The sequence below is a fragment of the Treponema maltophilum ATCC 51939 genome (assembly GCF_000413055.1).
GTDB lineage: Bacteria > Spirochaetota > Spirochaetia > Treponematales > Treponemataceae > Treponema_C > Treponema_C maltophilum.
The window spans coordinates 171,503-183,078 of record NZ_KE332518.1 but is presented as its reverse complement, the minus strand read 5'-3'; the positions used below and the strand labels follow the sequence as shown (position 1 = coordinate 183,078).

Genomic DNA, 11,576 nt, shown 5'->3' with positions numbered 1-11,576 from the left:
TTATCACCGTTCAATAAAATGCGGCAAAAAGCAAAAGAGGGCGAGTATGAGAAGGGCGAATACGGAAATCACGGCGACGATAAAGACAAAGACGCTTGAACTGCTTATGACAAAAAATCCCGATGCGATTGCCATGCGCGACATCGCCGCAAACTGCCGCATTACGGCGGCGAACATTTACCACTACTACAAGGACAAAGACAGTCTTTTTCAGGAAATCAGCCTCGATTGTTTGCGGGAATTGAACGAAAGGATACTTAAAGCCGTACACGCTTTGCACGCGGATAAAAAGAAACTGAGGGCCGCCATAGATATGTTCCGCGATTGGTGCTTCGAAAACCCGCGGCGCGCGCAGCTTGTTATGCAAGGGATCCGAACCGTTTCCGATGCCGACGATGAATTTATCGAGTCCTATTTTGTGTGCAATAAAACGGGAGCGGAACTTTTGAGAGCGTGCATACAAAACGGAAACGCCCGCTCGGCAAACCCGCAGCTCGACGTCGACATTCTCGTGTCGGGGCTGTGGGGCTGCGTTGAATCGGTTTTTCTTAAAAAATGCGATAAAAAATATTGGGACAACGGGATCGCGTATACGAACCGTTTTATTTCGCTATGGATGAATGCAATCTTCGGAGGTACAAAATGAAAAGAGCATTTGCCGTATTTATGATTTTATCGGCAACGTCGGCGCTTTTTGCAAAAGAAGTTACGGTCGCTATCGGCGCGGGAAAAAACTGGAAAGCGAAAATGGACCCGCAGTGCGCCGTATGGCTTGAAGATGCCGACGGCAATTACGTGCGCACGCTGTACATAACACAGCGCTCAAGCAAACGAAATTGGATTTTCGGTCCTAAAGAAGGAAGACCGGAATCGCTTCCGGTATGGTATCATGCGGCAAATTACGGCAGCGTAAAAAATGCGCCGATCAGCACAGAGGTGGATGCGGTAACGTCGGCAACGCCGAAGAGCGGCATCGTATTCACCGCACAAATCGGCGACGCCGAATATGTAATCAAAGCCGAATTCAACACGAGCTTCGATTACAACGATTTTTACACAAAGAAAAACTCGGGCGTAAACGGTCAACCGTCCGTCGTGTATGAAGCAAAAATTCCGGCAGGCGAGGCATCGAACGGAGAAATAACGCTTTCGCTTGCCGGAACGGGTTCGGAAAACGGTGCCGACGGAAAGATTTACGAAGACGTTTCAAAGCTGACGACGGCAAAAAACATCGTCGAAAAAATCACCGTAACGCAAAAATAAAACCACTTTCGGTTTACGCTTTCAGCGGGCCGCGGTCTTTTGAAAATCGTCCCAGAGCGGATTCAAAAATTCCGCGGCTTTTTTGTACAGCGCATAGCGCGCATCATACGCGTTTTTGTTGCGCACGTCGGGTTCAAAGCGCGCGACAATACGGCACATTTTTTCGGACGCTGCGGCAAGCGAAGGACTGTCGCCCGCCGCCGCCGATACCGCCATTGCGCAGCCCAGTGCGCCCGCTTCGTGCGCATCGGTAATTTCCACAGGCAAGCCTAAAATGTCGGCAAACATTTGCGCCCACAACGGGCTGTTTGCGGCCCCGCCGGTTAAGCGGACGACGGAAAAGGGCTTTTGCGCGCCGACAGCCAGCCGGTCGATATGCACGCGGTGGCAAAAGACAATGCCTTCGTAGACGCTGCGCAGCACGTGGGCGCGCTTATGAGATGCCGAAATTCCTAAAAAACAGGCTTTGGCGTTCGGGTGGGCATTGCTTCCCATCACAAAGGGTAAATACAGGGGAAGGTGTTCGTAAGGCAAAACGGAAGCGACGGTTTCGTCCAGGCGCTTGTACACGTTTTCGTTGTTCCGTTCGGCTTTTTCAATCAATTCGGGAAACAGTTCCTGCACGACCCACGTCAGATTTCCCGCCGAGGTTGCGCTCGATTCTTCGATAAAATAGCGGCCGGGAATGCAAAAAAGGCTGTTCATGCGAACGGAACCGTCCGTTACGGGGTCGGCGGCGATGTAACCGTTTATCGACCAGGTTCCGGCAACGACAATCAGTTTTGTTTCGTCGACAACGCCGGCGGCCAAAGCGCACGAATCGATGTCGAACATGCCGCCGATAACGGGCGTTCCCGCGGCAAGGCCGCATTCCTTTGCGGCTTCTTCGGTTACAACGCCGCATACGTCGGAAGAACGGCAAAGCGGCGGCAGTTTGTCTGCAACGGCTTCGATACCGAACAGCTTTAACAATGCGGGATCGTAAGAGTTCGTGTGCAGGTTTATCAAGCCGCTTCCCGAATAATCGGTCAGTTCGGCGCATGCCTTGCCGGTCATTCTGAAACGCACATAATCTTTACATTCGAACACCCATTGAATATCGGCGTATGAATCGCTTTCGTGGTCGCGAAGCCATACAAGCAGCGCAACAGGCTGACAAGCCAAAACGTGCTGACACGACAGCTCAAACGCTTTTTGCTCCGTACCGTCTTTTTGCCAGCGCGCCGAATATTCGTAAGCGCGGTTGTCGGAAGAAAGAATACCCTTGCGTACCGGCTTGCCGTTTTTTCCCCACAAATACAAGCCCTTGCCGTGCCCGCATATTCCGACACCGGCGATGTCCGTATTTTGTACGCCGCTTTTTGCAAGCACGTGCCGAATGACGGCGCAATTCGCCCGCCACATTTCTTCCATGTCGCGTTCGGCAAAATCGCTTTGAACGGTAATCGATGCGGTATCGACACGCGCAACGGCGACTTCTTTTCCGTCGGGAGTAAACAGAGCCGCTTTGGTTGTCGTCCCGCCGTTATCCAATCCCAGATAATACTTTTTTTGCTCATTCATTCCGACATCCTCCTTGTGTATTCAATCAATTCGGGACGATATTCAAAATGCATATTATCCCAAATGGGCCACTTGCCGCCCCAAATAAATCCTTCCGATTCAAAAGCTTGAATGACTTTAAGCGGAGGCATCCAGCGCTTATCGAGCGGGAGCGTCATCCAGCCGTCGGGATCGATGTCGCGCCGCCATGCCCAATAAATATTTTTTTGTCCCCAGCCGCGCGGAAGAATATCGATCGCAATGCCGTAGCTGTGGAAGGAACGCGATGCCCTGTCCGCAATTTCGCGCCAGTTGTAGCCGTCGCCGCGCGATACATTGTCGACAAAATCCTTTACTTCGGCGTCGGTTTTTGCAAGTTTGCCGATCTTCGCTTCGACGCGCGCAAGCGGTGCGAAAATCCATTCGTGCGCATTCGTGTATTTGCCGAGAAAGGATACGCGCTTGATATGAGTTTCAGTCGATCGGCGCGTTGCGCTGTCATACACGGCGTCAAAAAAGTCAAGCGACACGCCCGCTTGGCGCAAACGGTTTTCGGCCGAAGAAAAATTGCGCAAGCGCCGTATGTCTTCCTGCGAAAACCGTGCAGGATCGGGAATATCTTTCGCATACGCATACATAAGGTTCCAATAGGATTCCTTATCGCCGAGTTTTTCGGGCGGAAGCATTTTACCGCCGGCCCAATAAAAAACGGCCTTGTGCCGCGTACCGCCGCTGCCGGAGGCTTTGCGCGCAACTTCAATTTTAAAATCCTTTTGTTCATCATCGTACACACAGTTGAACGCTAAATCGGGATACGCGCTACGCAAAAAGGCAAGCTCGCCGGGTTCGGCGCGGGATTCGAAGGGAAGCGCGGCAAGGGTTACCGCAAAGCACAAAAACAAGGCCGGCACAATCGGCGCGCACAAACCGCAAAGGCGGCAAAGCGCTTTCTTTTCGGTAAACATTTTATTCATTATATGATATACTGCGCACGAGGTTCAACTATGGCATCACTGCCGGGATTTTTCAACACGCTTTTTGCGATTGCGGTTCCGATTATTTTGCAAAACTTTCTCCAAACATTCGTCAACATGCTCGACACGATAATGGTCGGCCGACTCGGAGCAACCGAAATCGCCGCGGCGGGATTGGGCAATCAAATCTTTTTTATTCTGAATATGATACTGTTCGGCATTTCGAGCGGCGGCGCGATTTTCGTCGCGCAATTTTGGGGCAAAAAAGACATTGCGGGCATACGGCGCACGCTCGGAATTACGCTTACGCTTTCCGTCGTACTTTCCCTTATTTTTATGAGCGCCGCGCTGTTTTTTCCGCGCGAGCTTATCGGGCTGTATTCTTCGGACGCGCGCGTTATAGAACTGGGCGGCCAATACCTGCGCTTTGTCGCGCCGAGTTATCCGATGCTTGCCGTCAGTTTTGCGTTTCAGCTTACTTTCCGCGCAACCGAGCACGTAAAACTGCCGACGGTGAGTACCGCCGTGTCTATTTGCGTGAACGCTCTTTTTAATTATCTGTTTATCTTCGGCGCAAGCATTCCGTTTTTCGGCACGGTCTTGGTCATTCCCGCAATGGGCGTAAAAGGCGCCGCAATCGCGACGGTGCTTTCCCGCTTTGTCGAACTGGTCATCACGGTCGGTTGGGCATACCGAATGCAATACGAAGCATGCGGGAATTTTTTCCAGCTTTTTTCGTTTACAAGCGATTTTCTTGCGCGCTTTGTGAGGATCGCCCTTCCCGTCATTATAAACGAAACACTGTGGAGCATCGGCATTACGACAGAAAACGCGATTTTTTCGCACGCGGGCACCGATGCAATCGCCGCATTCAATATAACGGGAACGATTTCTCAGCTCACGTGGGTGTTTTTTATCGGGGTCGGAAACGGTGCGGGAATAATCATCGGCAAAAAAATAGGCGAAGGAGCCGAACGCGAAGCGCGGCAATACGCGAACCGATGCGCATGGTTTATGCCCGCTTTGGCGGTTTTTATAGGATCGCTGCTGTTCCCGCTTTCGCTTGCGCTTCCCGCTTTGTTTAATGTCGAATCACACATTATAACGCAAGCGCAGATCATGCTGCGGATCCTCATGTGTATGTACCCGATAAACGCATTCAATATGTTTTTTATTGTGGGATTGTGCCGGTCGGGAGGCGATACCGTGTATGCCGCGTTTAACGACAGCGTATGGATGTGGTTTGTTGCAATTCCGTCGGCCGCAGCCGCGGCCTTTGCGCTGCACGCACCGCCGTACCTCATATACATGTGCCTGCAAATCGAACAGTTTTTAAAAGTCGGCGCCGGACTCCTCCGCGTACGCAACGGCAAATGGCTGCACAACGTAACAAAATAGAACTATAAGTTTTCCACTTCTTTTTTACTGAGGCCGGTAGCTTGCGCGATAATTTCAATGGAAACGCCGAGTCGTTTTAAGTTGCCTGCATCCTCTAACGCTTTTTGGCGCGAACCGTCGGAAAACCCTTGTGCAATACCTTCGCTTCGGCCTTCTTCCCGAGCATCCATTTCAAACCCCGACATAAAGCGGTATTCCTGTCGCGCCTGTTCGTTATTCTTTACTGCCTGTATCATCGTTTCTATCCTCCCGGTATACTTCGTATTCACCGTTCCGATTTTGACATATTCCAAAAAGCCTTTCAGTTCTTTATCGGTTGCTTTGCTGAAAGCTTCCGCATTTATTATAACCTTTTTTGTCCCGTCGCGTAAGGGTGTGTGCCGGTCTTCAAGACAAATATTTTCAAATGTATAAATCGGTTTATTCTTTCCGATTGCATCGAACACGCACACAAAGATAATGTAGCTGTCGTTTAATGCTTTGTAATGCACACCCTTGTCCAAGAATGCAATGTCGATTGCCGCCTGATAATAACGCATACGTTTCGGAAGATTGTGTTCGTTGCTTACCTGCATTTCTATATCATAGGACTTGCCGGCTTCGTCTTTTACAAACACATCAAGACGCACCGATTTTGCTTCGATACCGGTTGCAACACTGTTTTGCGGCGACAGGTAGGCGATTTTCCCGATTTTATCGGATAAGACCATTTCAAGGAACTCTTTGCAAATGCCTTCGTTCTGCATGACTTTACAAAACATAAAGTCATCGGCGATGGTTAAGTCATCAAAGCTTTTTGCCATAGTGTACCTCCACCCTTTATTATAGACGCGGACAGTACAAAAATAAGACAATGGCTGCACAACGTAACAAAATAGAACTAAACTTTCACTTTTCCCCGATTTTTTTTGATTTCCGAGCGCAGCTTTTTTACTTTGATTCGCCGTTCACGGGAAGCCTTTGTGGGCTGCGTCGGTTTCCGTTTTTTTACGGCGCGCGCCGCCGTAGTGATTTTTTCTTCAATGCGCATAAGCGCGATTTTTTTATTGCGTTCCTGAAAGCGCTCGTCCTGCACATCGACGGCAAAAACACCGCCTCGTATGCTTTTTGCAAGGCGCTGCATAACCAGCTTCCGCTCGGTATCTGAAAGTCCTTTTAAGTCGCCGAGTTCAATTGCCGCATGCACTTTCGTATTGACTTTATTTACGTTTTGACCGCCCGCCCCGCTTGAGCGGGCAAAAGTCATCACGGTGTAAACGGCAATGCTGTCGCGCAATTCCTGTTTGTTCATGGCGTGAGTATAGCACAGGCACCGACTTGCGGCAAATTGCAGCCGCCCTGTTCCTGTACAAATTCCCCGATTGCAGGCCGAGCGTTTTTTTGATATGATGAGCGCATGGCAAAAACGGTTGACGATAAAAAAATCATTTATTCCATGGATCGCGTATCGCGTTCATACGGAACAAAAACGGTGCTCAAAGACATAAGCATCTCCTATTATTACGGTGCCAAAATCGGCGTTATCGGTGCAAACGGATCGGGTAAGTCGAGTTTGTTCAAAATTCTTGCAGGCGTCGATACCGAATTTACGGGCGAAACATCGGTATCGCCGGGCTACACGATAGGCTATTTGCCGCAGGAACCCGTGCTCGACGACAATAAAACGGTAAAAGAAATCGTCGAAGAAGGCGTTAAGGAAGTAACGGATTTATTGGCCGAATTCGACGCTATAAACGAAGCTTTCGGCGAAAGCGATGCGGATATCGACAAATTGTGCGAAAAACAAGCCGCCGTTCAGGAAAAACTCGACGCGCTGGACGCATGGAACCTCGATTCCCGCCTTGAATTGGCTATGGACGCTTTGCGCTGCCCGCCGTCCGATATGAAAATCGGCGTACTTTCCGGCGGAGAAAAAAGGCGCGTCGCCCTGTGCAGGCTTTTGTTGCAAAAGCCCGATATTTTGCTTTTGGACGAGCCGACAAACCATTTGGATGCCGAAACGGTCGCGTGGCTCGAGCGGCACTTGCAGCAATACGAAGGAACGGTTATCGCCGTTACCCACGACCGCTATTTTTTGGATAACGTTGCGGGCTGGATATTGGAACTCGACCGCGGCGAAGGTTATCCGTACAAGGGCAACTATTCGGGCTGGCTCGAGCAAAAACAGGCGCGGCTCGCTCTTGAAGAAAAGGGTGAAAACGAACGCAAAAAAGCGTTGGCACGGGAACTCGAATGGATCCGCATGAGTCCGAAAGGCCGGCAGGCAAAGCATAAAGAGCATATTGCAAAATACGAGCAGCTTTTGGCGGCCGAAAATAAAACGCCGGTAAAAGACAGCGTTATTTCGATTCCGGCAGGACCGCGCTTGGGCAATGTCGTTATTGAAGCGCAAAATCTTACCAAATCATTCGGCGATAAACTTTTGTTTGAAAACGTAAACTTTACGGTGCCGCCGGGAGCCGTCGTCGGTATTGTAGGACCGAACGGTGCGGGAAAAACAACCCTGTTCAAAATGATTGTCGAAGCGGCCGGCTGCGGATCTCCGAGCGGCTCGAATTCGAAAAACGGCGAAAAGCCCGACAGCGGAACAATCCGCATCGGAGAAACCGTAAAAATCGCTTACGCCGATCAAATGCGAAGCGGCTTGGACCCGAATAAAACCGTATGGGAACAGCTTTCAGGCGGTCTCGACATCATAAAGCTCGGCGCGGTCGATAAAGACGGGAGAGCCGTAAACGGGGCGCTCCGCGAAGTAAACAGCCGGGCCTATTGCTCGTGGTTCAACTTCAGCGGCGCCGACCAGCAAAAAAAAGTCGGCGTGCTTTCAGGCGGGGAGCGCAACCGGCTCAATTTGGGCATGATGATAAAAACCGCCGCAAACGTTTTGCTCTTGGACGAACCGACAAACGATTTGGATGTTGCGACCATGCGCGCACTTGAGGAGGCCATAGAACGGTTTGCCGGCTGCGCGCTCATAATCAGCCACGACCGCTGGTTTTTGGACAGAATATGCACGCACATTTTAGCTTTTGAAAACAACAGCACCGTGCGCTGGTTCGAAGGCACATGGAGCGACTATGCCGAACAGCGCCGCAAAGAATTGGGCGCCGATGCCGACCGTCCCCATAAAACAATTTACCGCAAAATGGAACGGTGAAGTTGAAAAATACTTGACCGCCGGCTGCAATACATTATAGTATTATTTATCGAATAAAATGCATTCGGAAGCAAAGACTAAGGAGGAGTGCAAAAATGAAAATTATGAAAACGGTCTTGTCGGTATTGATCGCGATGGCTGTGATTATTTCGGCGGCCGGCTGTAAAGCAAAATCATCGGAATCGGCGGCTCAAAAGAAAGTTGTGTTGAATGTTTTATTTAACAACACGGATGAAAACGTCGTTGCAGAAATGAAATATGTCATGGATCGGCTACCGGAAATACTGCCGAACGTTGAAGCAAAATTGGAAATGGTTCCGGGCGACGCTCAAACGTATGAAACCAAAGTGCGAACGATGATCGCGGCCGGCGGCAGCGGCATTGACGTATGGTGGGAAAGAGGCGGAAGTTTCGCCACGTCGATATTAAAATCAAACAGTGCATTGGCGCTTGATCAATATCTCGATGCAAACGGATATTGGGATCAAGTTATTCCCTCGGCAAAGCTTCCGGCCGAAGACGGTAAAATCTACGCCGTTCCGTTTGAAGATATCGCCTATGAGATTTTGCTGTACAATAAACGGATTTTTTCGCAAAACAATCTGCAGGTTCCGAAAACCGCGGCGGAATTAAAAACGGTCGTGGAAAAACTTGCCAAAACCGATGTCGTACCGATTTCGGTCGGCGCTAAAGACGGATGGTGCGCGGCAATGATGGCGGAAGGATTCGCTTACTCGATAGATCCCGAAATCACCGAAAAAATCGTTAAAGGCCAAGCGAAGTTTTCCGACGAACCTTACGCCAAGAGCGCGGCATTTTTAAAAGAATTGCTGAACATGAAGGCTTTTTCCAAAAACGTCGCATTAACCGGAATCGACGAAGCTCTGCCGTTGTTTGAATCGGGCAAGGCGGCAATGATGGCCAACGGCTCTTGGGCTGTCGCTGCAGGCGCCGAAAAGATGGGCGACGACTTCGGATATTTTTACTATCCCGTACTTAACGATTCCGATCTGGCACGTTACGGTAAAAATGCCGCAGGCGGCGTTAAACAAAATTCGGGAATGATGGCCTATGCTAAAACCAAATATCCGGCGGAAGCCGCGGCCTTATGTCAGGCAATTTCTCAATTACGGTGCCAATTTGTCTATGAACAAAAAGGCAATCCGTTTACGGTTTATAAAGCCGATAAAATGGGTTGGAAATACAATAAAGAATTTGCCGCACCGGTAGCCCAGCTCGCAAAAGACATGCAAAATTTCGAACATGTTTTCGGCTTGGTCCAAGATGTTATGCCGACGGCGGCAGCATCCGCCGGAGTAATGCAGGCATCCAGCAAATTTATGACAAATGAGTACCCGGTAAGCGATTATCTGAAAGATCTGGATAAAGCGGCGGCGGAACAGTAAAAGCCGTACCGCTTTCAGTTAAAAACTCAGGCTTGGCTTGTTCGGAACAGTCGGACGGGGCAAGCCTGTATTTTAATAAAGTCTTCATTAAAGAAGTAATATGAAAAAAATACTCGAAAATAAATTATACATTTTTATACTAAGCTTGCCGGCCCTCGTGTTGTTCTCCGGCTTTGTATTGTACCCGATGTTATACAGCGGACTTATGTCTTTGCAAAAAACGGACGGACTGACAAAAGCAACTTTTGCAGGCATGTCGAATTTTATCAGGCTTTTTACCGATGAAGCGTTTTTACGGGCCAATTCGGCTTCGTTCGGACTCAGTTTGCTGGCGGTTATTTTCAACGCCCTTTTGGCAACGGCGGTAGCCGTTTTAGTTTGCGGCTTGGACACAAAAATACAATTTTTCCTGCGAACCGCTTTTATGATTCCGCTGGTGCTTTCGATTTCCGTTATCTCGCAGCTATGGCTCACGATTTATCACGCGGACTGGGGAATGTTGAACCAATTTTTGCGGATAATAGGATTGGATTTTTTACAAAACGAATGGCTGATCAATCCGAAAACGGCAATGATATGCGTGGCCGTAGTCGGAATGTGGTGGATGTTCGGTATGGATTTTTTGATGATTTCTTCGGCAATCGAATCGATTCCCGCACAGTATTTTGAAGCGGCGCAGTTGGACGGAGCCGGCCTGTGGCAAATTATTTCCACAATCACCTTACCGCTGATTTTGCCGGTTTTAAAAACATGCGTAACGATATCCGCGATCGGAGGACTGTTTACTTTCCCGCAGGTATTCATCATGACAGGCGGCGGACCGGGCGATTTAACGCAAACCGTAATGATGTATATGTACCGTCAAGCCTTTTCAAATCAAAGATACGGAATGGCAGCGGCCGTCGGCGTTATTGTGATTTTGGAAACCTGTATCCTGTTGGGTTTGATCGGCCTGCTGTTTAAAAAGCTCGGCTGCGAAGAAATAGAGGCGTCCAGATGAAAATACAAAAAAAATCAATTCGAATACCGCTCAGTGTTTTCTTTTCGATTTTTGCATTGTTATCGGTTTACCCGCTCTTTTGGATGCTGCTCAATTCTTTTAAAGACACGAATGAAATCGTTACCGGCGATTCCTTTAAGCTGCCGGCCGTTTGGAAATTTCAAAATTATACGGACGCACTGTTTGAACGCAATATCATGAAGTACTTTTTTAACAGTGTCCTGGTAACCGGTTTAACCTTGTTTTTAACGGTCTGCGTATCGATTATGTTGTCCTATGCTTTAACCAGAATGCGCTGGAAATGGTCTAAAAAAGTCGGTAAAATCGTTACACTCGGCATTCTGTTACCCTCGCAAATCGTAATTGTACCGGTTTTTATGATGATCCGCAGCCTGCATTTGGTCAATAATCCGATGTCGTTGGTTTTAACAATCAGCGCATTCAATATTGCCATATCGACCATGATGTGCAACAGCTTTTTATCGGCAATCCCGCTTGAAATGGAAGAAGCGGCCGTCATAGACGGCGCGGGACTGTTTTCAATCCTGACGCGGATTATTTTACCGATGATCCGTCCGGTAATTGCAACAATGTGCGTCAATGTTTTTATCAACAGCTGGAATGAATTTATCTATGCCTTGGTATTGATCGGAAGCGAATCGTTCCGAACCTTGCCGATCGCGCTGATGACATATTCATCGGGCAAATACGGGACGGATTACGGCGGCATGTATGCGGCTATGGTCATTACCAGCCTTTTACCGATACTCTTATTCGTGTTCTTCAGCCGCCAAGTAGAAAAAACCTTTTCCGCCGCTACCTTATTAAAATAACGG

Annotated in this window: 11 protein-coding genes; 7 read left to right on the top strand and 4 right to left on the bottom strand. The window is 49.0% G+C overall.

Annotated elements, in window-relative coordinates:
- Positions 1-46 precede the first annotated feature (46 nt).
- Positions 47-646, top strand: a complete 600-nt coding sequence (locus tag HMPREF9194_RS00835) for a TetR/AcrR family transcriptional regulator (RefSeq protein ID WP_016524466.1) — start codon at positions 47-49, stop codon at positions 644-646.
- The gene (locus HMPREF9194_RS00830; RefSeq protein WP_016524465.1) at positions 643-1,263 is read left to right on the top strand and encodes a DUF2271 domain-containing protein; all 621 of its coding nucleotides are present in this window, start codon (positions 643-645) and stop codon (positions 1,261-1,263) included. Before HMPREF9194_RS00835 ends, HMPREF9194_RS00830 begins: the two co-directional genes overlap by 4 nt.
- 21 nt (positions 1,264-1,284) lie before the next feature.
- On the opposite strand, the gene HMPREF9194_RS00825 is transcribed toward HMPREF9194_RS00830, so the two are convergent.
- Positions 1,285-2,826, bottom strand: a complete 1,542-nt coding sequence (locus HMPREF9194_RS00825) for an FGGY-family carbohydrate kinase (RefSeq protein WP_016524464.1) — start codon at positions 2,824-2,826, stop codon at positions 1,285-1,287.
- A complete protein-coding gene (locus HMPREF9194_RS00820; protein WP_040846418.1) occupies positions 2,823-3,770 on the bottom strand; it encodes a M15 family metallopeptidase in 948 nt (315 codons plus the stop codon). The genes HMPREF9194_RS00825 and HMPREF9194_RS00820 overlap by 4 nt, the downstream gene beginning before the upstream one ends.
- A gap of 39 nt (positions 3,771-3,809) precedes the next feature.
- Between HMPREF9194_RS00820 and HMPREF9194_RS00815 the strand changes: the two genes are divergently transcribed.
- Positions 3,810-5,177 (top strand): MATE family efflux transporter, encoded by a 1,368-nt coding sequence (locus HMPREF9194_RS00815; RefSeq protein ID WP_016524462.1) that lies wholly within the window; start codon positions 3,810-3,812, stop codon positions 5,175-5,177.
- Positions 5,178-5,179: 2 nt separating this feature from the next.
- Here the strand turns inward: HMPREF9194_RS00815 and HMPREF9194_RS00810 are convergent, their stop codons facing one another.
- Together HMPREF9194_RS00810 and arfB are read right to left on the bottom strand one after the other, a co-directional pair.
- Entirely contained in the window at positions 5,180-5,980 is an 801-nt protein-coding gene (locus HMPREF9194_RS00810) for an Rpn family recombination-promoting nuclease/putative transposase (RefSeq protein WP_016524461.1), read from the bottom strand.
- 77 nt (positions 5,981-6,057) lie between these two features.
- Entirely contained in the window at positions 6,058-6,468 is a 411-nt protein-coding gene (gene arfB, locus HMPREF9194_RS00805; RefSeq protein WP_016524460.1) for an alternative ribosome rescue aminoacyl-tRNA hydrolase ArfB, read from the bottom strand.
- 105 nt (positions 6,469-6,573) lie between these two features.
- Here arfB and ettA point away from each other — a divergent pair, with 105 nt between their 5' ends.
- The 4 genes from ettA to HMPREF9194_RS00785 all read left to right on the top strand — a co-directional run bounded on the left by ettA (position 6,574) and on the right by HMPREF9194_RS00785 (position 11,573).
- Positions 6,574-8,334 carry an energy-dependent translational throttle protein EttA gene (gene ettA / locus HMPREF9194_RS00800; protein ID WP_016524459.1) on the top strand — a complete coding sequence of 587 codons (1,761 nt, stop codon included), beginning with the start codon at positions 6,574-6,576 and terminating at the stop codon, positions 8,332-8,334.
- A 95-nt stretch (positions 8,335-8,429) separates the two neighbouring features.
- Positions 8,430-9,740: an ABC transporter substrate-binding protein gene (locus HMPREF9194_RS00795; protein ID WP_016524458.1), complete on the top strand. Its 1,311-nt coding sequence runs from the start codon at positions 8,430-8,432 to the stop codon at positions 9,738-9,740.
- 100 nt (positions 9,741-9,840) lie between these two features.
- Entirely contained in the window at positions 9,841-10,740 is a 900-nt protein-coding gene (locus HMPREF9194_RS00790; RefSeq protein WP_016524457.1) for a carbohydrate ABC transporter permease, read from the top strand.
- Entirely contained in the window at positions 10,737-11,573 is an 837-nt protein-coding gene (locus tag HMPREF9194_RS00785; RefSeq protein ID WP_016524456.1) for a carbohydrate ABC transporter permease, read from the top strand. Before HMPREF9194_RS00790 ends, HMPREF9194_RS00785 begins: the two co-directional genes overlap by 4 nt.
- Positions 11,574-11,576: the final 3 nt, after the last annotated feature.

Coding starts and splice junctions, on each gene's coding strand:
- HMPREF9194_RS00825 (WP_016524464.1), bottom strand. CDS start 2,826: ATGAATGAGCAAAAAAAGTATTATCTGGGATTGGATAACGGCGGGACG.
- HMPREF9194_RS00785 (WP_016524456.1), top strand. CDS start 10,737: ATGAAAATACAAAAAAAATCAATTCGAATACCGCTCAGTGTTTTCTTT.
- HMPREF9194_RS00820 (WP_040846418.1), bottom strand. CDS start 3,770: ATGTTTACCGAAAAGAAAGCGCTTTGCCGCCTTTGCGGTTTGTGCGCG.
- arfB (WP_016524460.1), bottom strand. CDS start 6,468: ATGAACAAACAGGAATTGCGCGACAGCATTGCCGTTTACACCGTGATG.
- HMPREF9194_RS00815 (WP_016524462.1), top strand. CDS start 3,810: ATGGCATCACTGCCGGGATTTTTCAACACGCTTTTTGCGATTGCGGTT.
- ettA (WP_016524459.1), top strand. CDS start 6,574: ATGGCAAAAACGGTTGACGATAAAAAAATCATTTATTCCATGGATCGC.
- HMPREF9194_RS00835 (WP_016524466.1), top strand. CDS start 47: ATGAGAAGGGCGAATACGGAAATCACGGCGACGATAAAGACAAAGACG.
- HMPREF9194_RS00810 (WP_016524461.1), bottom strand. CDS start 5,980: ATGGCAAAAAGCTTTGATGACTTAACCATCGCCGATGACTTTATGTTT.
- HMPREF9194_RS00795 (WP_016524458.1), top strand. CDS start 8,430: ATGAAAATTATGAAAACGGTCTTGTCGGTATTGATCGCGATGGCTGTG.
- HMPREF9194_RS00790 (WP_016524457.1), top strand. CDS start 9,841: ATGAAAAAAATACTCGAAAATAAATTATACATTTTTATACTAAGCTTG.
- HMPREF9194_RS00830 (WP_016524465.1), top strand. CDS start 643: ATGAAAAGAGCATTTGCCGTATTTATGATTTTATCGGCAACGTCGGCG.